Origin of the sequence: Streptomyces sp. NBC_01384 (assembly GCF_045040035.1) — a bacterium.
GTDB lineage: Bacteria > Actinomycetota > Actinomycetes > Streptomycetales > Streptomycetaceae > Streptomyces.
In genome coordinates, this window is the sequence record NZ_CP109559.1 from 2,865,978 (window position 1) to 2,887,396 (window position 21,419).

18 protein-coding genes and 3 pseudogenes are annotated in these 21,419 nt (G+C 69.5%); 7 read left to right on the plus strand and 14 right to left on the minus strand.

The features are described 5' to 3' along the window. Positions 1–19 precede the first annotated feature (19 nt). The gene (locus tag OG747_RS12985; protein WP_405879478.1) at positions 20–2,104 is read right to left on the minus strand and encodes a bifunctional glycosyltransferase 87/phosphatase PAP2 family protein; all 2,085 of its coding nucleotides are present in this window, start codon (positions 2,102–2,104) and stop codon (positions 20–22) included. Between the two features lie 426 nt (positions 2,105–2,530). Here OG747_RS12985 and OG747_RS12990 point away from each other — a divergent pair, with 426 nt between their 5' ends. Beyond that, positions 2,531–3,202: an O-methyltransferase gene (locus OG747_RS12990; RefSeq protein WP_405879479.1), complete on the plus strand. Its 672-nt coding sequence runs from the start codon at positions 2,531–2,533 to the stop codon at positions 3,200–3,202. A 66-nt stretch (positions 3,203–3,268) separates the two neighbouring features. Here OG747_RS12990 and OG747_RS12995 read toward each other — a convergent pair whose 3' ends face one another. After that, positions 3,269–3,664 carry a hypothetical protein gene (locus tag OG747_RS12995; RefSeq protein ID WP_405879480.1) on the minus strand — a complete coding sequence of 132 codons (396 nt, stop codon included), beginning with the start codon at positions 3,662–3,664 and terminating at the stop codon, positions 3,269–3,271. 119 nt (positions 3,665–3,783) lie between these two features. Here OG747_RS12995 and OG747_RS13000 point away from each other — a divergent pair, with 119 nt between their 5' ends. Both OG747_RS13000 and OG747_RS13005 read left to right on the plus strand, forming a co-directional pair. Continuing rightward, positions 3,784–4,188 (plus strand): DUF1992 domain-containing protein, encoded by a 405-nt coding sequence (locus tag OG747_RS13000; protein WP_405879481.1) that lies wholly within the window; start codon positions 3,784–3,786, stop codon positions 4,186–4,188. Positions 4,189–4,478: 290 nt separating this feature from the next. Then, positions 4,479–4,982 (plus strand): GNAT family N-acetyltransferase, encoded by a 504-nt coding sequence (locus tag OG747_RS13005; protein WP_405879482.1) that lies wholly within the window; start codon positions 4,479–4,481, stop codon positions 4,980–4,982. A 23-nt stretch (positions 4,983–5,005) separates the two neighbouring features. Here the strand turns inward: OG747_RS13005 and OG747_RS13010 are convergent, their stop codons facing one another. Beyond that, positions 5,006–7,129: a DHA2 family efflux MFS transporter permease subunit gene (locus OG747_RS13010; RefSeq protein WP_405879483.1), complete on the minus strand. Its 2,124-nt coding sequence runs from the start codon at positions 7,127–7,129 to the stop codon at positions 5,006–5,008. 208 nt (positions 7,130–7,337) lie between these two features. Between OG747_RS13010 and OG747_RS13015 the strand changes: the two genes are divergently transcribed. Beyond that, positions 7,338–8,342 carry a peptidoglycan-binding protein gene (locus tag OG747_RS13015; RefSeq protein ID WP_405879484.1) on the plus strand — a complete coding sequence of 335 codons (1,005 nt, stop codon included), beginning with the start codon at positions 7,338–7,340 and terminating at the stop codon, positions 8,340–8,342. A gap of 394 nt (positions 8,343–8,736) precedes the next feature. Here OG747_RS13015 and OG747_RS13020 read toward each other — a convergent pair whose 3' ends face one another. After that, positions 8,737–9,396, minus strand: a complete 660-nt coding sequence (locus OG747_RS13020) for an HAD family hydrolase (protein ID WP_405879485.1) — start codon at positions 9,394–9,396, stop codon at positions 8,737–8,739. A gap of 258 nt (positions 9,397–9,654) precedes the next feature. Continuing rightward, on the minus strand, positions 9,655–10,236 hold the full coding sequence (locus tag OG747_RS13025) for a TMEM165/GDT1 family protein (RefSeq protein WP_405879486.1): 582 nt from the start codon (positions 10,234–10,236) through the stop codon (positions 9,655–9,657). Positions 10,237–10,638: 402 nt separating this feature from the next. On the opposite strand from OG747_RS13025, the gene OG747_RS13030 reads away from it, so the two are divergent. Both OG747_RS13030 and OG747_RS13035 read left to right on the plus strand, forming a co-directional pair. After that, positions 10,639–10,869 (plus strand): hypothetical protein, encoded by a 231-nt coding sequence (locus OG747_RS13030; protein WP_405886090.1) that lies wholly within the window; start codon positions 10,639–10,641, stop codon positions 10,867–10,869. A gap of 51 nt (positions 10,870–10,920) precedes the next feature. Beyond that, the gene (locus OG747_RS13035; protein ID WP_405879487.1) at positions 10,921–11,334 is read left to right on the plus strand and encodes a hypothetical protein; all 414 of its coding nucleotides are present in this window, start codon (positions 10,921–10,923) and stop codon (positions 11,332–11,334) included. Between the two features lie 757 nt (positions 11,335–12,091). Here OG747_RS13035 and mihF read toward each other — a convergent pair. From mihF to OG747_RS13055, 4 genes and pseudogenes are all read right to left on the minus strand, one after another. Continuing rightward, a pseudogene (mihF, locus tag OG747_RS13040) lies at positions 12,092–12,373 on the minus strand (integration host factor, actinobacterial type); the annotation flags it as partial. A 77-nt stretch (positions 12,374–12,450) separates the two neighbouring features. After that, positions 12,451–13,458 carry a recombinase family protein gene (locus tag OG747_RS13045; protein ID WP_405879488.1) on the minus strand — a complete coding sequence of 336 codons (1,008 nt, stop codon included), beginning with the start codon at positions 13,456–13,458 and terminating at the stop codon, positions 12,451–12,453. A gap of 371 nt (positions 13,459–13,829) precedes the next feature. Then, positions 13,830–15,077 (minus strand): MFS transporter, encoded by a 1,248-nt coding sequence (locus tag OG747_RS13050; RefSeq protein ID WP_405879489.1) that lies wholly within the window; start codon positions 15,075–15,077, stop codon positions 13,830–13,832. Between the two features lie 5 nt (positions 15,078–15,082). Next, positions 15,083–15,349 (minus strand): annotated as a pseudogene (locus OG747_RS13055) (DUF4158 domain-containing protein); the annotation flags it as partial. Positions 15,350–15,496: 147 nt separating this feature from the next. Here OG747_RS13055 and OG747_RS13060 point away from each other — a divergent pair. Further along, positions 15,497–15,763, plus strand: a pseudogene (locus tag OG747_RS13060) (hypothetical protein); the annotation flags it as partial. 68 nt (positions 15,764–15,831) lie between these two features. On the opposite strand, the gene OG747_RS13065 reads toward OG747_RS13060, so the two are convergent. The 5 genes from OG747_RS13065 to OG747_RS13085 all read right to left on the minus strand — a co-directional run bounded on the left by OG747_RS13065 (position 15,832) and on the right by OG747_RS13085 (position 21,334). Next, complete coding sequence (locus OG747_RS13065) at positions 15,832–16,743, minus strand: GlxA family transcriptional regulator (protein ID WP_405879490.1); 912 nt, start codon at positions 16,741–16,743, stop codon at positions 15,832–15,834. 10 nt (positions 16,744–16,753) lie between these two features. After that, positions 16,754–17,353, minus strand: a complete 600-nt coding sequence (locus OG747_RS13070) for an isochorismatase family protein (protein ID WP_405879491.1) — start codon at positions 17,351–17,353, stop codon at positions 16,754–16,756. A gap of 162 nt (positions 17,354–17,515) precedes the next feature. Further along, the gene (locus OG747_RS13075) at positions 17,516–17,923 is read right to left on the minus strand and encodes a DUF6262 family protein (RefSeq protein WP_405879492.1); all 408 of its coding nucleotides are present in this window, start codon (positions 17,921–17,923) and stop codon (positions 17,516–17,518) included. Beyond that, positions 17,920–20,169, minus strand: a complete 2,250-nt coding sequence (locus tag OG747_RS13080) for a tyrosine-type recombinase/integrase (protein ID WP_405879493.1) — start codon at positions 20,167–20,169, stop codon at positions 17,920–17,922. Before OG747_RS13080 ends, OG747_RS13075 begins: the two co-directional genes overlap by 4 nt. Then, positions 20,159–21,334 carry a tyrosine-type recombinase/integrase gene (locus OG747_RS13085; protein WP_405879494.1) on the minus strand — a complete coding sequence of 392 codons (1,176 nt, stop codon included), beginning with the start codon at positions 21,332–21,334 and terminating at the stop codon, positions 20,159–20,161. Before OG747_RS13085 ends, OG747_RS13080 begins: the two co-directional genes overlap by 11 nt. Between the last annotated feature and the right edge of the window lie 85 nt (positions 21,335–21,419).

Genomic DNA, 21,419 nt, shown 5'->3' on the forward strand with positions numbered 1-21,419 from the left:
GATCCGGGCGCCCACCGGATCAGCTCGGAGTACGCTCCGCCGCCGGGACCGGCTCCTTCGTACTGACCTCCACGGGCTTCGCCAACAGCCTCGGCCGCGGGCCCTGGAGGAGGTAGGTCAGGCCGAAGCCCGCGCTGACGACGGCCGCTCCGCCCACCGCGTCCAGGACCCAGTGGTTGCCGGTCGCCACGATCGCGGAGACCGTGCACAGCGGGTACAGCAGGCCGAGCGCCTTCATCCACCACTTGGGCGCCAGGATCGCGATGACCAGGCCGCACCACAGGGACCAGCCGAAGTGCAGCGAGGGCATCGCCGCGTACTGGTTGGTCAGCGCGGTCAGCGTGCCGTAGTCCGGCTTGGAGAAGTCCTGCACGCCGTACACGGTGTCGATGACCCCAAGGCCCGGCATCAGACGCGGCGGGGCGAGCGGGAAGAGCCAGAAGCCGACCAGTGCGACCAGCGTGGTGAAGCCGAGCGCCGAGCGCGCCCAGCGGTAGTCACCGGGGCGGCGGGCATAGAGCACACCGAGGACGGTGAGCGGGACGACGAAGTGGAACGACAGGTAGTAGAAGTCGAAGAAGTCCCGCAGCCAGCCGACCTTGACCACGGCGTGGTTGGCCCAGTGCTCGATGTCGATGTGCAGAAACCGCTCGATGGAGAGGACCTGCTCGCCGTGGTGTTCGGCGGTGACCCGGCCGCCCGCGTTGGTGCCGCCCGCCGTGGCGAGCCTGACCTGCTGGTAGGTGGAGTAGCCGACGCGGATCAGGAGCAGTTCGAGCAGCAGGTTCGGGCGGGTGAGGACGCGGCCCAGGAACGGGAGCAGCGGCACTCGTTTCCTGGGGGTACCTCCCAGGCCTTCAGGGCTCTGAGGGAGCGTCGCAGCGTGCGGCGCGTACTCGGTGGGGATCGGCGCCCGGTAGTACTCCGAGGTGCGGGAGAGGAACGGGACGAGGGTGGCGGCGGCGAGCGCGACGAGCAGCACCACGTTGTCGCGCAGCGGGTACAGCATCGCCATGTTCGGCAGCATCATCTTCGCGGGCAGCGACATGACGAGGATGACGGCGACGGGCCACATGGAGCGGTCCGAGGTCTTCTTGCCGACCCGGCCGACCAGCGCGAGCAGCACCCACAGCAACTGGTGCTGCCAGCTCGTGGGCGAGACGGCGACGGCGACACAGCCGGTGATCGCCACGGCCAGGAGGAGCTGCCCGTCCCGTGCGTAACGGATGGCGCGGCGCAGACCGAGGACCGCGACGCCCGCGCCGAGCAGCAGGAACAGGGCGATCTCCAGCGGGCCGTTGAGACCGAGCCGCAGCAGCGCGCCGTGCAGGGACTGGTTGGAGAGGTCGTCGGCGTCCCGGCCGAGGCCGACGCCCGCCAGGTGGTGCACCCAGTACGTGTTCGAGTCGTGCGGCATCGCGGCCCAGGCGAGCGCGGTGAGGCCGGCGAAGGTGATCCCGGTGGACCCGGCGGCGCGGCGGCGCCCGGTGAACCAGAGCAGCGGCGCGAAGAGCAGCACGGTGGGCTGCAGGGCGGCGCCGACCCCGATCAGGACGCCACTCGCACGCTCGCCGCGCACCGCGAAGCAGCCGAGCAGGACGAGCAGGACCGGGATGATGCTGGTCTGGCCGAGGTGGAGGGCGTTGCGCACCGGCAGCGACAGCATCAGCAGGCTGATCGCGACGGGCGCGGCGAGCAGCGACGTACGCCGGCTCACGGGCTGTGGCAGAGCGCGCGCCGCGACCAGGCCGAGCGCGACGACCAGCGACAGACTGCCGAAGATCCAGCCCCAGCCGAGCGCCTGCTCGGCCGCGCGGGTCAGGGGCTTGAGGACGAGTCCCCCGAAGGGGGTGCCGGTGAACTGCGTCGAGTCGTACAGCGACCCCTTCACATGCAGGACGCCGTTCGGTCCGACCCAGGTCTCCAGGTCTGTCAGCCGCTCCCCTTTCGGGGCGCTCAGGACGACGGCGACCTGCCGTACCGTGAGGACCGCGGCGATCAGCCATAACCCGATGCGGATCGCGCGCAGCCGTGCCTTCGCCGATTCCGCCGCCCCGGCCCCGAAGGCATTACCCGCTCTCCCGCCGTGCTCAACGTTCGCCACGCCCCGCCGACCCTCCCGCCCCGTTCATCCCGTGCGTCCTGTACGTCCCGTTCATCCCGCGTGTCCCGTGCGTCCCGTGCGGCCGGACTCCGTCCTGACCCTACGAGGCTCGCACGCCCCGATCGAGAGACGCAGGCAACCCTCTCTTCACCTGACGGCCTCCCGCTTTTTGTCCGGATGACGATAGTGCGCGACCGGTTCGGCTCCCCCCTTTCGTTCGCGACACGGCCCACAGACAGGCCTCGGAACCGGCACATTTATGTGCACCACACATCGAGTTACCTACGCCCGCTGCCGGGTTCCGCTCCCGCCGTCGAGCCCGCGGCGCGCTGAAACGGCAACCATGGAAACCGGGGGCCCGATTGGACTAGATTCACCTGCGGGACTAGTTAGGGCATCTAACTAGGCATACGAAAGGCATGGTGTATGAGCGAGTCGCAGCTCTGGAACGACGTGGACGACTACTTCACCACCCTCCTCTCCCCCTCCGACGAGACCTTGACCGCGGCGCTGCGCGACAGCGACGCGGCCGGGTTGCCGCAGATCAACGTCGCGCCCAACCAGGGCAAGCTGCTCCAGCTCCTCGCCCAGATCCAGGGCGCCCGCCGCATCCTGGAGATCGGCACGCTCGGCGGCTACAGCACGATCTGGCTGGGCCGCGCGCTCCCCGCCGACGGCCGGCTGATCACCTTCGAGTACGACGCCACGCACGCCGAGGTCGCCCGCCGCAACCTCGCCCGCGCGGGCCTCGACAAGATCTCCGAGGTGCGGGTCGGCCCCGCACTGGAGTCGCTCCCGAAGCTGGCCGAGGAGAACCCGGAGCCGTTCGACTTCGTTTTCATCGACGCGGACAAGGTGAACAACCCGCACTACGTCGAGTGGGCCCTCAAGCTCACTCGCCCCGGCTCCCTGATCGTCGTCGACAACGTGGTGCGCGGCGGCGGGGTCACCGACGCGGGCAGCGCCGACCCGAGCGTACGGGGCACCCGGGCGGCGCTCGAACTGATCTCCAGCCACCCGAAGTTGAGCGGTACGGCGATCCAGACGGTGGGCAGCAAGGGGTACGACGGGTTCGCGCTGGCGCGCGTGCTGGCCTGAATCTTCCCCTCGGAGGACTCAGGCCTCAGGGTGCACGGACCTCGGGGTGCTCAAGCCTCGGGGTGCTCAAGCCTCGTGGTAGAAGCCCACGTTGACGCTGTGCGGGCCGGTACGGTCGAGGATGACGATCTCCCCGGAGCCACCCGCGGGGAGCTTCGCCGTCCCGCCGTACGGGATCGCCTGGGTCGGCAGCCCGGCCAGCGTCAGCCGTACCTCGGAGGAGGGCTCCGGGCGGGACCCACGCAGCCACGTGACCTGCCAGGAGCCGTCCGGGCCGCACAGGAACTCCAGATGAACCCGGGAGACGAACAGCCAGTCGTCGGGCGTCGCGAGCCGGCACACGGCCCGGTCCCGGCCCACCCGCAGCATGGTCCCGGGGTCGCTCGGCGCGTCGGCCATCAGCATTCCGGCCGTCGCACCCGCGTCCGCCCCGGTGACCGAGGCCATGGTGAGTTCGAGCACGTGCGCTCCTTCACGTTCCAACAGTTCAATTGTCCTGGTGCCGGTGGTCGTTGACGCACCGCCGCCGCATGATAAATCGCCCAATCGTCCGATCGGGCGTCCTCCGGCACAATGGACACATGACCGAGCGCAAGCCACCCGGCGTCAGCTTCGAGTCCTGGGTCGACAAACAGATCCGCGAGGCGGAGGCGCGCGGCGAGTTCGCGGACCTCCCCGGCGCGGGCAAGCCGATGCCCGACGTGACCGACACGTCGTACGACGAAATGTGGTGGATCAAACGGAAGATGGCCCGCGAGGGGCTGTCCGTCCTGCCACCGACCCTGGCCCTGCGCAAGGAGGCCGAGGACGCGCTCGTGGCGGCGGCCGCGGCCCCCTCGGAGCGGGTCGTGCGACGGATCGTCGAGGACATCAACGCCAAGATCCGCGAGGTCATGTTCAAGCCGCCGCCGGGGCCTCCCCTCGGCCTCAAGCCGTACGACGTGGACGAGATCGTCCGGGAGTGGCGCGAGCGCCGGGCCGGGTGACCTCGTTGACGCATGAGGCCGCGCCCCGGGACATGGTCCGGGACGCGGCCTTCACGCCGCGCGCGGACCGTCCACGAACCCACCGACCGCGCGCTGCGACCGCAACTCGTACTTGTCGCACTCGTCGTACGACGGCAACGCACCGTCGCCGTCACCGCGCGGGCCGGTTCTCGGACCAGGTTGTCCGGAAGCCCGCGCCAAAACGAACCCGCCGCGGACTCGTCGCGGACTCGTCCTCACCCGCAGTCTCTCGTAATGCGTTTGCGGACCGGGGGCGGTACCTCCCGAGAATGACCACCATGACCTGGACCATGGCCCCCGAACCCTTCGACTCCCCGGTCGCCGCCGCGCTGTGGCGCGCGTACTACACGGAGGTCAGCGACCGCTGGTACCTGCTGCACGAGGGGCACGCCACCGACCCCGAGGAGCTGGAGCGGGAGATCGCGGCAACCACGGGTGCCGAGTTCCAGGCGCCCGGCGGAGTGCTGCTGGTCGCGCGCCACGGCGGCGAACCCGGGGGCATGGCCGGGGTGCGGATGCTCGACGCCACGACGGGGGAGCTGAAGCGGGTGTTCGTACGCGAGGAGCTGCGCGGCAGGGGCGGCGCACCACTGCTGCTCGCGGCGGCCGAGGAGGCGGCGCGCGGGCTGGGCGCCGAGCGGCTGATCCTCGACACCCGCGGCGATCTGGTGGAGGCGCGCGCCCTGTACGCGCGGCACGGTTACGAGGAGACCGAAGCACACAACGACGACGTCTACGCCGACCACTGGTTCACGAAGAAGCTGACGCTCTGAAGGTCTGAAGGTCGGTGGGAGGGTCACGCCGGTGTGCGCGGTGAACGCGGCATCGAGCCGCCGTGCGGGCGCTCCGCGTCGGAGCCGCACAGTTCGGCGTTCAGTTCCTCGACCAGTTTCATCAGGTCGGTCGGACGGTCCGGGCCCCACCAGTCGCCGAGCAGACCCGCGAAGGACTCCTCACGGGCCTTGGCCAGTTTCTCGGCGACCTCGCGGCCCTGGTCGGTGAGAACGAGGTCGAGCCCCTCGCGGGCGGCGAGGCGGCGCTCCTCCAGCTGCCGGGCCGCGGCGAGCACGACGGGCAGCGGTACGGTGCTGCGCTCGGCGAGCTGGGCGGGCTCGGCCCAGCCGTACTTCTTGATCCGCAGCAGCAGCCAGCTCGCGGCGGGCAGCAGGTCGTACCCGGCCCGCTCGGTGATCTTCTGATAGATCTCCCGCCGCCCCTCCCGGGTGCCGAGCACGGACAGCGCGCGGCACGCCTCGTCGTACGACGACCGCTGTACGGGGTTGGTGGCGAGCGTCTCGGTGATGTCCGGCGCCGTGACCGACCCGCGCAGCTTGTCCTCGTGCAGGAACCAGGCCAGCACGAAGCCGAGCAGGGCGACCGGGGCGGCGTACAGGAACACGTCGGTGATGGACGAGGCGTACGCGTGCAGGACGGGCTGGCGGAGCGCGGACGGCAGGCCGGCGATGCCCTTCGGGGCGGCCTTGAGGCTGTTCGGGGTGATGCCGGCGGGGAGTCGCTGTCCACTCAGCGCGTCCGTGAGCTTGCTGCCGAGGCCGCTCGCGAAGACCGTGCCGAAGATCGCCACGCCGAACGAGGCGCCGATGGAGCGGAAGAAGGTCGCGCCGGAGGTGGCGACGCCCAGATCCTCGTACGAGACCGCGTTCTGCACGATCAGGACCAGCACCTGCATGACCAGGCCGAGGCCCAGGCCGAAGACGAGGAAGTACACGCTCATCTCGCCGGTGCTGCTGTGCTCGTCGAGCTGGTGGAGCAGGAGCAGACCGATCGTCGTGACGCCGGTGCCCGCGATGGGGAAGACCTTCCAGCGGCCGGTACGGCTGACGATCTGCCCGGAGACGGTCGAGGAGAACAGCAGCCCGAACACCATGGGCAGCATGTGCACGCCGGACAGGGTGGGGCTCACTCTCTGGACGACCTGGAGGAAAGTCGGCAGGTAGGTCATCGCGCCGAACATCGCGAAGCCGACGACGAAGCTGATGACGGCGGAGAGGGTGAAGGTGCGGATGCGGAAGAGTTTGAGGGGGAGGACGGGTTCGGCCGCCCGCTGCTCCACCGCGACAAAGGCCACGGCGAGGAGGACACCGAGGACCGCGAGGCCGATGATCTGCGGCGAGCTCCACCCCCAGGTGGTGCCGCCGAGTGAGGCGACGAGAACCAGACAGGTGGCGACCGAGGCGATGAGGAACGTGCCGAGGTAGTCGATGACGTGCTCGGCGGACTTCCTGGGGATGTGCAGGACCGTCGCGATCACGGCGAGCGCGACCACGCCGACCGGCAGGTTGACGTAGAAGACCCAGCGCCAGCTGAGGTGCTCGGTGAAAAGCCCGCCGAGCAGCGGCCCGAGCACGCTGGCCGTACCGAAGACGGCGCCGAACAGCCCCTGGTACTTCCCCCGTTCGCGCGGCGGGACGATGTCACCGACGATCGCCATCGACAGCACCATGAGCCCACCGCCACCGAGGCCCTGCAGGGCGCGGAAGCCGATCAGCTCACCCATGTTCTGCGCCATTCCACACAGCGCGGACCCGATGAGAAAAATCACGATCGCGGCCTGGAACAGCTTCTTCCGGCCGTACTGGTCGCCGAGTTTGCCCCACAGCGGGGTCGCCGCGGTCGATGCGAGCAGGTAGGCCGTGACCACCCAGGAGAGGTGTTCCAGCCCTCCCAGGTCACTGACGATGGTGGGCAGCGCGGTCGACACGATCGTCTGGTCGAGGGCGGCCAGCAGCATGCCGAGCAGCAGCGCGCCGATCGAGATGACGACGCTGCCGTGCACCGACTCCCGGGCGTCGGCGGCGGCCGCCGAGCGCCTCCGTTCGGCCGACTTGTTCACACCGCGCGGAGGGCCGTCCCGCGGCGCGTCCGGGTCGTGCACATCGCCGGGTATCTCGCCCGTCATACGGACCTCCCATGAACCCCTGGGGTCTCGGTCACCCTCCATGGTTATCGGTATGGCTGGTTATGGCCTGTTGAATGCTGCGACGGGTGCGGAGGGTGGGATTCCGGGGGCTCCTGGGAGATTGTGTGACGGATCTGAGTAGCGTCGGGAGTTCTCAGGGGGACCTCGGGAGTTCTCAGGGGGAGTCGCAGGGGGAGGGACCCAACACGTGACTGAACCGAACGGGCACATCTGCCCCGAGTGCGCCGCGCCTCGAACGCCGGACGGCACCCCGTCCTGCGCCTGTACCCAACGCGCCTCGGAGGCCCTGCGCGAGGCCCGCACCGCGGAGGCGGCCGCGGCGGAGGACTTCGACCCGTTGCGCATACGTCCTTATGTGGAGCTGGGGACGGGGAATGCGTTAACGGGGGGCGAGCCCTCCCACGACACCTCCACCTACACCTCCGCCGACGCCTCCGCGCCCACCATGCGGCTCAATGCGGTGCCGCCGGAGACCGCTGTGCGCGGCTTCCTGGCGGAGCACGACTTCCCGGAGCCGGACCCGGCGCACGGCCCGCCCCCGGAGGAGCCGCCCCGGCGTCGGTGGCGTACGGCTCTGCTGGCCGTCTCCGGTGCCGCCGTGGCCGTCGTGGCGGCGGCCGGGTTCGCGAGCGGGCTGTTCTCGTACGACACTCCCGCACGGAACGGGGCGCTGCCGGACGACGTACGGGCGAGCGTGCCGGAACCGTCCTCGACGTCCGCCTCGGCCACGCCGCCGTCATCGGACTCGGAATCGGCGCCGCTGTCGTCGTCACCCACGGCATCCGCGCCGGCGCAGGCCGCTCCGGTCCCGTCGCCGAGCACGTCCCCGTCGCCCTCCGTGTCATCGAGCCCCAGCGCATCGGCGACGCCGTCGCAGTCGCAGTCGGCGGGCCCGTCGCAGTCGCCCACGCCCACCACGGCCACCGCCTCGTTGGCGCCGAGCCAGGGCTCCTCGGGCGGAGGCCGCGCCCAGACACTGCGGCCCGGCGACAAGGGGCCCGAGGTAACCGAACTCCAGCTGCGCCTGAGCCAGTTGTCCCTCTACACGGGCAACACCGACGGCACGTACTCCAGCCAGGTCGAGGACGCCGTACGCCGCTACCAGTGGGCCCGTGGCATCACGGGGGACGAGGCGGGGGTGTACGGGGCGGCGACGCGGGCGAGCCTGGAGGGGGAGACGAGGGAGCCGTAGGGCATACGCGGGGCCGGGGCGTGCGCGAGGTTGTCCGCCCCCGAACCCCGACGCTGTTGGCGAATCCGCTCCGCCACGGGTGGGGTGCCGGCCGCGGGAATGTGACACTCGCACGGAAAGTGTCACATTCCCGCGGCCACATACAGGGGACCTGGTGCCGACGGCCGGTCGCCCACGCCGTCGACGGAATTCGCCAACAGTATCCCGAACCCCCCGCGGGGCTCCGCCCCCGCACCCTGCCCGAAGGTTCTTTCGCTGCGGGTGGACGGGGGCTGATCGCGCAGTTCCCCGCGCCCCTAAGGACTCCCAGCCCACCCCTGAAGACTCCCGGCCCGTCCGGAAAGACTCCCGGCCCGTCCGGCGATCGAGGGCGGGGCCGTTCAGGCCGAAGCGGTCAGCCGATGTGCAGGCGTATCGTCCCGTCCCCCGCGGACTCCACCCGTACCTGCGTCAGGTCACGAACGAAGACGTCCGGGCGGTGGAAAACGGCCCGGGGCCCCACCCCGACCACCCGCATCCCGGCAGCGCGCCCGGCCGAGATCCCGGCACCCGAGTCCTCGAAGACGACGCAGTCCTCAGGCGCGATGCCCAACTCGGCGGCGCCCTTCAGAAAACCCTCCGGGTCCGGCTTGCTCGCTCCGACGGACTCCGCGGTGACACGGACGTCGGGCAGTTCGAGCCCGGCGGCAGCCATCCGCGCGCTGGACAGCGCCACGTCCGCCGAGGTCACGAGGGCATGCGGCAGCCCGGCGAGCGAGGCCAGGAACTCCGGGGCGCCCGGAACCGCGACGACGCCGTCCATGTCGGCGGTCTCCTCGGCGAGCATGCGCGCGTTGTCGGCGTAGTTCTGCTCCATGGGCCGGTTCGGCAGCAGCACGGCCATGGAGGCGTAACCCTGGCGACCGTGGACGACCTTCATGACCTCGTCCCCGTCCAGCCCGTGCCGGTCGGCCCAGCGGCGCCAGCAGCGCTCGACGACGGCGTCCGAGTTGACGAGGGTGCCGTCCATGTCGAGCAGGAGGGCGCGGGCGGTCAGAACGGTGGTGGCCGTCATCGGCAGGCTCCAGGGCGCGCGGGAAGGGGCCGGGGGCCTCCAGTGGATCAGCGCCGGGTCCCCGGGGGACAAGGCGGCCCCGCCCGCCGGTCAGGGAGTGCGGGCGGGAGCCACTTTGTTTCTCTACGATACAAAATGAGGGGGCCCGGCGCCACCGCTTCCGACCAGGCCCTTCCGGCGAAGCCCTCCGCCGAGCCCTCGATCGAGCACTCGGTCGACGCCTTCGTCGAGCACTCGGCCGAGATCCCGGTCGAACCCTCAGCCCGCCACCGCCTCGTACAGACTCCACGCCCCGAGCACCAGCATCAAGACCGCGGCGACCTTGGTGATCAGCTCCAGCGGCACCCTCTTCATCAGCGCCTTCCCACCGACGATGCCGAGCCCGGCCACCGCCCACAGCGCGAGCACCGCACCGAGGCCGACGGAGAGCGGGTCGTCGTAACGCGCCGCGAGGTTCGCCGTCATGATCTGCGTGAGGTCGCCGAACTCGGCGACCAGGATGAGCATGAAGCCCGCCCCCGAGACCTTCCAGAAGCTCTGGTTCTCGGGCTTGCGGATCTCCTCCTCACCCTCGTCCTTCTTCAGGAGCAGCACGGCGGCACCGGCGAGGAACAGCACGCCCGTGAGCGCGTGCACGATCTGCTGCGGCAGCAGGGTCAGCACACTGCCGGCCGCGACGGCTAGCGCGACATGCAGGGCGAAGGCGGCGGCGACGCCCGCGAAGACGTACGAGGCGCGGTAGCGGGTGCCGAGGACGAGCCCGGCGAGCGCCGTCTTGTCCGGCAGCTCGGCAAGGAAGACGACGCCGAAGACGAGCGCCATCACGCTGATGCTGATCAAAATTCCTCAATCGGTCGGGGCTGCCCCACCGAGAGTGCTGTGACTGCGACGCGACACCTCGGCACGGCAGCACACATCGGCGCCCGCACGAAGACATACGTACGGACAAGTGCACTGCTCTGCCGAAGGTCTCGCCGGCCGACCGTGATGGTCTGCCTCCGGGCGCCGGCTCAGACGAGCTGAGCAGTATGTCGACGGTCCGGCGAAGAGCTACTCCCCTTCTGCGCCATCCATCGTACGCGATGACGAAATCAGCCCGGGAGGGCCATACCGGTTGCACCCGACACCTGGCATGTCATGAGCACGTCGCTAGCTTCTTACCTGACTCACACCTTCCGGAAATGCGCCACCGCAAGCATGAGCCCGCTCGCCCCAACGTCCCCCCACTTCAAGGGAGTTCGCATGCCAAAGGTCTACGCGCGTCGACGGCTGAGCGTACTCGCAGCCTTCACCGGCCTGATAGCCATGGTCGGGATATTCAACGGCCCGACCGCCTCCGCCGCGCTGCCCACCCCGGTCACGGCCTTGGGGACCAATGGAACAGCCAGTATCGGTGAGATTGATCTTGGTTGCGTAGTGGGTCCCGACGCACGTTCGTGGGGCTTTATGAGGAAGCCCGGTGGTGGGCTGTGACGTGGGGGCTAGGGTCGCCGGGTCTACTTGTCGTACGAGAGGGATCGCGCGATGCCCGAGCGGATCTGGCACACCAGCAAGCTGGAGTTCTTCATCGACCACACCAGGCGGTGGCTGGCCGATGTGAAGGAGAACGCCGAGGCGTTGGCGGAGGCCCGGACCAAGCCGCATGTCCTCGCCGACACGGACGTGGCGCGGGTGAAACGGGTCTACACCGACCAGGCCGGTGACCTGACCCTGTTCGAGGAGCAGGCGGAGAAGTGGGGCCAGCTCCCGGACCTCAGCCCGTCGCGGCGCCAGAAGCTACAGATCCTGAACGATCAGCTGGCCGAGTTGCGGGAGCTGAACAAGCAGGTACTCGCCCTCGCCGACGAGTTGGCCCAGGGCACCATCGACACGGTGATGGCCGCCTCAGAAGCGGAACTGGGCCTGGCGGCGCTACTCGGCCAACAGTCGGGCGCGTAGAGCGTCAGCGGTCGATGCTGGCCCGCACGGTACGCACGAGGTCGGCGTCCTCGCGCATGACGGCGGGGACCGCGGCGTCGGCGCGGGCCTGGCCGTAGTCCTCGCCGCACGGGCAGACACTCCGCCCTTCCTTCTCGATCTTCTGTGCGACACGCTCCAGGATCTGTACGTTCTCGTCGAGAACCCCGGCCGGGACGGGGGCGAGGCCGCTTTCCAGCTCCGCGATGGCGGCGCCGATTTCGCAGATCAGGTCGATGGCGTGCTGTTTGGTGCGCGAATCGCCGTTGGTGGTGGCGTACTTGGCGGCCTGGGCCAGGGCCATCAGCGGGCGCGTGCACACCCAGCGGGGCATGGGAACGGTGCGCTCGTCGATGCGCACGGGCCGTACGCCGTGGACGTCGTGCGCGCCCTCGGCGGCCGGGTCGCCGGCCTTGGCGATCTGGTCGGCGATCGTCGAGGGCTCGATGTAGCGAAGGGCCGAGCGGGGCTGGATGTCCAGGCGGTCCGCCACAGTCGCGACGGCGTGGGCGAGCACGTTGTGCACCGTCACGGGGACCACGTCCAGGCCGCGCGTGAGAAGTTCGGCCTCGGTCTGTGCAGCCAGCGCCTTGAAGGCCGCCGTGTTCCTGATATCTGCCACGGCCGACAGCGTAGGGCCTGACACCCGGCGGTCTGAATCCTGAACGGCAGAGGACCCCGGCGGTTGATCGCCGAGGTCCTGCCGGGTCAGTTCTGGTGCGGGAACTGCGCGAGACCGGGCGCGCTGGGCGGGACCGAGCCCCTGGACGCGGCGGCTCTCGGAGATGCCAAGGTCCGAGAGCAGTTGGCCGGCGCGGACCGAGCCGATGCCGGGGAGCGATTCGAGGAGGCGGCGTACGCGGACCTTGCCGACCACCGAGTCCTCGCGCTCCAGCAGGACTGTCAACGCCAGCTCTCCGGCCTTGAACTGAGCCAGCAGTTCCCCGCGCTCGCGGCGAACTGCGGCCGCCTTCTTCAGCGCCTCGGCCTTCTGGGCCGGGGTCAGGTTGGGCAGAGCCATGGGCGCCGGTCCTCTTCTTCTCGTGCGGGTGTGTGGCGGTCATCATCGCCCCGCCATCGCGCCGTTGACCAGCGGGTTTACAGGTTTACAGCGGGGGCGTGGTGGCGAGGCTGCGGAATGTCGTCGCCCTGGCCCTCGGTTTGCAGGGCGGCGAAGTCGGCGTGCGCCGCCTCGATGGCCTCGGGGTACGTCTGGGCCTTCTCGTGCTCGGCGAGCGCCCGGTAGATGCTCGCGAGGCTGGGGTTCTGGCCCTTGCGCTTGCCGCTGGCGATCCACAGATCGGGGCGGATCTGCTCGGCGGACTCGCCCAGCGCGCGGCGGCGGAGCACAGTGTGCAGCATGTCGTCGGTTATGACCTGGGGCCGGCCACCGTGCTTTCCCTTGCGGGCCGCGGCGTCGAGCCCCTCCAGCGTCGACTCGCGGATGTTCTCCCGCTCGGTCTCCGCCATCGCCGCGAAGAACGCGAACAGCAGCCGCCCCGCCCCGCTGGGGTCGTACATCCCCTGGAGGGGACCGGCGAGCATCTCCAGCACCAGGCCGTGGGCGGTTAGGTGGTCGGCAAGGGCTGTGAGCTCGGCGGCATCGCGTCCCAGTCGCTTCATCTCGTACACCGTGACGATGACCCGGCAGTGCGGGGCGTGGGCCTTGATCTCACGGGCGGCCTTGAGCGCGGCCTCGAACTGCGGGCGCACCCGCACCCGGGTGCTGATCTTCTCGCTGAAGATTTTGTCCCTCGGGATGCCGTGCTTGGCCAGCGCATCGAGCTGGGACTGGAGCTCTTGGCTCAGGTGCGAGCATCTCGCGTACCCGATGCGGATGTCCGCGCCCGGGGTGTCCGGGTCGATGGGCGCCGGGGGCGGGGTGCCGGGCCGCCATGACTGCCCCGGGCCCCGGTCGGCCGGAGTCGGCACGCGCAGGAGCTTGGCGAGCCGGGGCACCTTCGTGAAGCGGCCGGTGTGGTAGGTGCCAGCGACGGCGCCGCCGCGCGAGCGGCACGGCGAACCGGGCTCGGCGCCGCAGCGGGGGCAGGGATGGCGCTCGACTTCGTCCGCGTCGGACGGGGAAGGCTCTTGAGGGTCCGTCATGGCCCCGGATCTTGTCACAAACATTTCTCAGAAGGGGGCGACTCGCCTCTTTACGTGAGAACGTGTTCTGAGAATCGATCCAAGATCGACTGGGCCCCGGCAGCCCGTTCTTGATCTTGCTCCGGCAAAGGAACGTTTGTGAGAGTTATGTCGCGTTGAACCCATGGCCTTGACGCTCCGCTCGTCGAACTTCCGGCCCGGATTCGGGAATCCGGCCGATTCGGTCTGGGTGGACTGTCAGTGGTCGGCGGAACACTCTGAGCTGATTGTCGTTCAGAGGGCGGCCGGTGGCATTTCGGGCTGTGTACGCGCATTGGGGAGCCGTCCCAAGAAGACCGCGGTCACGAAGCCCTGAAAGCTACCGTGCGCCCCTACGGAGCGCCCCGTGCCAGCAGGCTGCGGTGCACCAACCCGAATGTCCCGGCCATCGCCGCGATGGCCGGGAGCGTGAAGACCACCGTCAGAGGGAGATCGGCGACCAGTGCACCGCACAAGGCGGATCCCGCAGCCGTTCCGGTGTTGTTGAAGGTGCTCACCCAGGTGGCCGCTTCCGTTCGGTGGACGTCCGGGGTCGCCTCGTCCACCAGCAGAAAGCACGTGACGACCAGTGGTGCGGTGGCCAGACCCGCGACGAGAAGCAGCGGCCACAGCGATGCGTGCGCCGCGACGAGCGGCAGTGGAGCGAAGCCGGCCGCCAGCGCGAGGCACAGCCACCGGTAGCGCCGGATCGGCGGGGACGACCAGGCGCGGCGCCCGTAGGCGAGACCGCCGAGCGTGCTGCCGGCCGGAAGGAGCGCCAGCATCCATCCCGCCGACGCGGTGCCGCCGTGCCGCAGCGCCAAGGCTGGGATCGCCACGTCGAGGGTGCCGAAGCCAATGCCCACCGCCAGCAAGGGGACGAGTACGGGGCCCACAGCGGTCAGCACCCGCAGCGACCCCTGCGACCGCGGCATCCCGCGCCGGACCGCGCCGGGAGAGGCCGCGGCGCCCGGTGCCCGGCCGGGGAACAGTCCCACGGCGGCCAAGTCCAGGCCGAGCGCGGTGGCTAGGGCGATCACCGGGCTACTCGCCGCAGCGAGCAGCCCGGAGGAGGCCGGTCCCACAAGCGACAACAACTCTTCGGTCACCGTGTCGAGCGACAGGGCCGTCGACAGGAGCGGCCCACGGCCGATCATATCGACCCAGGCCGCCCTGGTCGCGGCGGAGATCGGCGGAGCGGCGGCGCCCAGCGCCCCCGAGGCGGCGATCAACACGGCCGGCACCCGGACGGTGCTGACGAGCAGCAGGAGGGCGCAGCCTGTCAAGCCGTACCCGGCACCCAGGAGCCGCAGTCCTATACGGTGCCCTCTGCGGTCGACCAGCCGTCCGCGCGGCGCGGCGAACAGCCCCGCGGTGAGGGCGAAGGCACCCGCGGCGAAGCCGGCCACGGCGAACGACCCCGTGGCCGCGCGGACCGAGAGCACCAGCGCAAGCCCCACCATGCCCATGGACAGCCGCGCCAGTCCCGCCGCCGCGAGCAGATGCCGGGCGGCCGGGCGGCTGAGCACGGCACGGTAGGAGCCGCGGGAGGACTCGGCCACGCCGTCGGGGCCGGCCTGCCGACCCGTGGTGCCCGTCATCCAGCGGACGGTGGGTTCGAACCGGTCGCCGCTGGCTCCACCACCGACCACGGCACATCCAGCGGGTCCTCACCCAGGAACAGACCCACATACCGCACCGTGCACATCTGAAGCGCGAATCCGAGCTGATGGTGCGGCGTACGCCGCAACGCGATCAGATCCCGGTCCACGTCATCCAGGAAGAAGAACCGCTCCAGTTCGGGCCGCGTCGGCTCCTCGGCGAACTTCCCGTACGCCTCAGCCTGCTCATCAGTTAAAAACTCCACCGGCATACGGCGGACGTAACCACCCGGAGCGAATGACCGAGGATTTTTCGGCGAACGCCCGCACGCGACAGATTACTTGTGCTAGAAGATCACGGCGAGCCGACCAAGATCAATCTCACCGATACTGGCTGTTCCATTGGTCCCCAAGGCCGGGTCAGCGCCGCCACCGCCCGCACGTACCTCGCCTCGCTCACCACCGCGACCGAGGTCAGGACCGGCTACAGCCGTGATCTGTTCCCCACCTGGATCACCATCACCGGCACGTGCAACACCCGTGAGTACATCCTCATGCGGGACGGTACGAACGTCGTCACCAACTCCGCCTGCACCGCCACCAGTGGCAGCTGGTACTCCCCGTACGACGGCGCCACCTGGACCGCCGCTTCCGACGTGGACATCGACCACCTCGTATCCGTAGCTGCGACAGATTGATCTCATTGAAATAAGAGATCAGAGCGTCGACGGCATGACATCGACGCGGCTCGCGGTCAGATCTCGCGGGCTCGCAGGCGGCGCAGCATGCGGGGGTCCTCGAAGCCGACCGCGCGGGCGGCGGCATCGACCGTGGCGCCGTGGCTGATGAGGTGCTCGGCGCGTTCGAGGCGGAGGGTTTGCTGATAGCGCAGCGGGGTGAGGCCGCCGGTGGCACGGGTGAAGAGTCGGGTGAGGGTGCGTTCGCTCACGCCCACGGCCGCGGCCAGGGCTGGCAGGGGCAACGGCTGGTCAAAGCAGGCGTCGAGAAGGTCCTGGGCGCGGTGCACGGTGTCGTCGAGATGGGATCGGTACCGGAGCATGGCGCTGGCCTGCGGTTCGTGGCCGTTGCGCCGCGCGTAGACGACCATGTCCCGGGCCACCTGGGCGGCGACGGCGGGGCCGTGCCGGGTGGCGATCAGGTGAAGGGCCAGGTCGATGCCGCTGGCGATGCCGGCCGAGGTGACCACCCGGTCGTCGGCGGTGTACAGGACATCGCGGATGACCACCGCCCTGGGGTAGCGGTGTGCGAGCTCATCCTGCACATCGTGGTGGGTGGTACAGCGGCGGCCGTCGAGCAGGCCGGCTCGGCCGAGCGCCTCGGCTCCAGCGCAGACGCTGGCAACGGTGCCTCCCCTGGCGTGGTGGTCCCGCAGGGACTGCAGGGAGGCTGCACCGATGACAGGACTGCCGGCCAGGGCGAGCGCCCGCCAGCCGGGCACCAGGATCAGGTCCTCGGGGCCGAGCTCGGGCCAGTCGAGCCGGGCCACCAAGGGCAGGCCCTGAGCCGTGGGAATCAGCGGCTGCTCGGCGATGTAGCTGAGTGTGTAGGGGTGCCCGAAGTCGGCGGCCGTGGAAAAGACCTGCGCGGGGCCTGCCAGGTCTAGCAGATGGAGTCCGGGCACCAGGAGGAAGGCGATGTGGCTCACGATCCGGTCATCATGCCCGAGGCCCGGCCGCAGCCTCCAGTTGCCCGACAGTGGCGATGGTGGCAAAGCGTCCGGCAAGGGCGTACTCAGTGCGCCTGATGATCTCCTCGGCGGTCAGGGTGCGGGGGTCCGACAGCAGTTCGGCGATGCTCTGGTCGGCGGGAGCGTCACGATGCGGGATGGGGTTGGTCGCGGTGGCGTCGATGACGAAGGTGACCAGATAGCCGAAGTCGCTCGCGACGCGGGTGGTGGTCTCCACACACTGCTCGGTGCGGATGCCGCAGACAGTGAGCTCGTGGATACCGCGCTCTGTGAGGAGTTGCTGCAGGTTGGTGGTAGTGAAAGCATTGTGCGAGGTCTTGTGGATCAGTGGTTCCGTGTCCCGGCGCTCCAACTCCTCCATCAGCCGGACATGGCCGAGGGCGGGGTCGAAGACATCGCCGCTGCCGGGCTCGGAATGCAGCACCCACACCACCAGGTCACCGGCCTGGCGGGCGAGCCGGACCAGCCGGTCCACCTGGTCGGCGATCTTCGGGTTGGAGATGGTCTCCCACAGTGGGCGGGCGCGGAAGGATTCCTGGACATCGATGACGATCAGTGCTCGGGTCATGCCGCCAAGCCTGACCAGCGCAGCCGGAGTGGCGACAGGCCTCATCAGGTCCTAGTACGGACCGATCCGGTCACAGCTGGAGCCGCGGCGACGTGGTGCAGGTCGTCCTTGCGGCGCATATTGCGCCACGGGCTCGGATCGTGCCACGGCTCCGCTCGGAGTTCAGTCCGCCTCGTACTGAGCCAGACGCCGTCGCAGGGCAAGGTTCTCGCCTTGCGTGACCTCCAAGGTCTTTCGCAGCCTCTCGACCTCTGCGTGGTGAGCCTGCTGCTGTCGGGTGAGGCGGGCGCTCAGCGCCCTTACGGCGGCTGAGGTCGACGAGTCACCTGACGGCTCCGTAGACGCCGCTGAGACCGGACCGCCCTTGGCTCGGTGCCGTTCGATGCGGGTGCGCAGTTCGGGACTGCGGTAGAGGAAGTCGGTACTCACCCCGGCCTGGCGGGCCACAGCGGTGAAGCTGACCGGCTTGCCCGCCTTGACCAGTTCGGCGAGGGCGGTGCGGGCACGTTTCTCGGCTTCCTCGGTACGCGCACGGGTAGCCTGACGGAGGTGTTCGGGCAGCTGCGTCATGCGGTCGGCTCCTGCTGCTGGGTGGAAGGTGATTCGGGGCGGTCGGCCGCGCCTGCCCCGCGAACCGCCCTCAGATGTCCGTCCTCATGGACGCTGACCTGGTCGAGGGCGACGAGGACCTTGCTCAGGGCGCGGGTTTCGGCGAGGCGGCCGGAAAGCCAGATGTTGTCCTCGCCCATAGGCTCGCCGTGGCGGGCGGTGAACTGCGCCTGGCGGCGGGCGATCAGCGCTTCGGACTGTCCGAGCTGGTGCTCGAGTTCGTCACGATGGCTGGCGTCGGTGACGAACTTGTCGCAGGTCAGGCAGGCGTTGCCCTTGGAGCAGACCTGCCTGGGCGGCAGCATGCACCAGCCGTTGGGCAGCACGCGGTCGGCGCGTTGGTCCAGGTGGAGGAGGTCATAGAGGTCGCTGGGGTTCACCTCGGCGGTCCGGCCGTCGGCCGTCACCTTCTTGTAGCGGAGGAACTCACGCTCGGCCGTGACCGCCAGAGTCTTGGCGTAGTGCATGGTCATGGCCGGTGTGACGTGTCCGAGGTAGCGCATGACGACGTGAATCGGGACCCCGGCGTTGATCAAGTCAGTGGCCCGGGTGTGCCGGAAGGTGTGCGTCTTGGAAACCTTGACGGGGCGGCCGACGCTGTCGGTGATGGCCAGCTTTCCGGTCAGCGCGCCGAGTCGGCTGTGGAACGTCGCCGAGGCGTACGGCCTCCTCCCGAGCGGGTTGTTCTTGGTCTGGAGGAAGAGATAGCGCGGGTTCATTCCGGCTGGGGCGCCTTGGGCTGCGATGAACTCACGGACCCACTCCTGCTGGAGGCGGATGATGTCGACGATCTCCTGGTCGACCGGGATCGTCGGCGGATCCCCGCCCGTGATCTTCGTCTGCTGATAGGCAAGCCGGGCCACGAAGCCGTCCGGCTCCTTGTCCTGCTGTTTACTTGTCGTCAAAAGCGGTAGCAGCGGTTCGAAGTCCATCATCAGGACCTCGTTCATGCGTCGGCCCGTCCGGATCAGCAGCATGAGCGCGTGGAAGGCCTGCCGGTCATCGATCCCGCCCTCGGACTTGGGGGCCGCGAGCACTCCGGAGCCTGCGGCGATCTTGCTGATCACCTCGTCCTCCAGGGCCATGTCGTCCGGCGGCTGATTGGTGAGCCGCGGCTTGTCCTCCAGCCGGAAGAGCACGGAGTGGTGCAGGCCGAGCGCGCCCCAGCGTCGGTCACCGAGGACCGCGACCGCCTCCGCGCGGTTGTCGTACATCCAGCGGTAGAACGCCTCGACGGTCACCAGCGTGCTGCGCCGGCAGTTCTTGGACAGCCGGCCGCCCTTGTTCGGCCCGGTCATCGCCGTATGGCTGTTGAGGGAGTCCACGAATCCACGTAGCCAGGGCCGAAGTTGTTCGGGAGAGTCCGCGAGCTGGGGGCCGGAGCAACCGGCCTGGTCGATATACCACTGGAACCACTTCAAATGGTCGAGGCGGCTCTTCACCGACGACCACACGTACCGCTCCGTCGACAACTGCACCGACAGCCACCACTTCGCGGCCTCCCGGAACCAGTCGCTCGTGAGCTGGCTGAAGTTGGCCACGGCCCGGCCGTGGGGCTCGTGTTCGCGTTGCGGGATGCGCCGGTCCAGACCGGGGTTCCACACGTCCAGCCGCCACCACTCGCCGTCGTGGTAAGCGTGGGCCAGCCGGTCCTGCAGGTGCTTGACGCTGTGCAGCACATGCGTGGCGAGCTTCCTGTTCCGCGACGGATCGGTCCGCATGACCGCACGCTGCACCTCGCGCGCCCACTCCTCGTGGGAGAGCACTGTCAGCGACCTCGCGGACCGTGCCTGCGGTCCGCCGTGCTCGATCGCGAGGACCAGGCCCCGCCTGAGTTCTTGGAGCCGCGCGGTGGTGATCGCGTATCCCTCGGCCACTTGCTGATGGATGCACCAGGCCAGCTCCCAGACCATGGGCTCGGGCAGACCCTGGAAGCTGATCGCCTGGGTGTACCAGCCCTTCTCTCGGTTGATGGTCTGCTTACGGAAGGCTCGGCCGTAGTCGTCCGGCATGTTGGTCGAGTCGAAGTGGTCCTGCCGGTGTTCGTCCGGCAGGCTGTCCCACAGCTGTCTTGCCTTCTCCTCGCTGAAGAGCCGGGCTACGGACAGGCGCGGATCGCGTTTGTCCTGCCGCTTGCGTTCCGGGGTGCGCGGGGACGGTACCGTCCCCGCGTCGGCCACGACATGGACGGTCGGCTCAGCCTTCATGACGGCTCCCCCAGGCTTGCGTGATCTTCTGCCAGTCCGCGCACGCGCGCAGCTCGGCGTCCTCGGTCACATGGGCGTACGTGTTGATCGTGGTCTGGATATCCGCGTGGCCGAGTCTCCGGCTGACCACGTGCATCGGCACGCCGGACAGCAGCAGGGCGGTGGCGTGGGTGTGCCGGTACCAGTGCGGGGTCATCTCCGGCGGCAGGCCGGGTACGCCCCTCTTCCTCGCCGACAGGTGCTTGTAGACGCTCTCCGCCCGGAGCGGGGCGAACCGGCGTCCACGGTGCAGGTTGCAGAAAATGTACGCGTTGTCCCAGTCGTCCAGTTCGACGTCGGCGCCGGCCTCGCACAGCGCCCAGACCCAGTCCCCGTACAGGCGGTCCAGCTCGGAGCCGATGAAGACGCGACGGTGGCCGCTCTTGGCCCGCAGACCGTGCGGGTGGTCCTCCCGGTGCACTACCTCGACCTGCGCAGTCGTGCCCGTGCCGGTCTTCCAGTCCCGGTGCCGCAGGCCGAGCGCCTCGCCGAGCCGCAACCCGGTCTCCTCCAGCAGGGTCCACAGCAGGCGATACCGCAACTCACCCGACCAAACCGCGCCCGCCACGTCCCAGGACGCCTCCGCTTCCCGAATCGACGCCATCTGGTCGGGCAGCAGCACCGGCACGGGTTTCGCCCGTACCCGGACCTTGACCACGCTCGAACGCCGCCCGGTCCTGCGCGCCACGTGCTCCAGGAACGGCAGATAGCTGCCCGGTCTGGCCCGCACCGTCTCGTACAGCTGGCCCGCGACCTCGACACCGCGCGCGGCGTGATACCGGTAGAACCCCATGACCGCACGCGCCCGGCTCGCCACAGTCGCGTCCGCCGCTCTCGCCTCCTCGTGGAGCAAGACGACATCCTCAGCCACGCTCCCTCGACGCAACTGGCCCACGAACGTGCCGAGTTCAGTCACACCGACCGCGTCCCACGCCTGCGTCCTCCGCTCCAGGAAGGTCCACCACAGGGCGAGCCCCCGTGCGTAGCTCTTGAGGGTGTTGGGCGAGCAGTCCCTCGATCTCAGGTACTCCAGGTACTGCTCGACCGGCTCCGCGACTCGGAAGTCCTCGCCAAGGACCGTCCACGTCACGCCTTCGCCCATGGCCACCCGCTGCGTACTGGCCACCGTGCCCCTCCGTCATCACCGTCAGCGGCACCTCACCGCTGTACCGGATAACGCAACGCCCACAGAGAAGACACGGGGCACACCG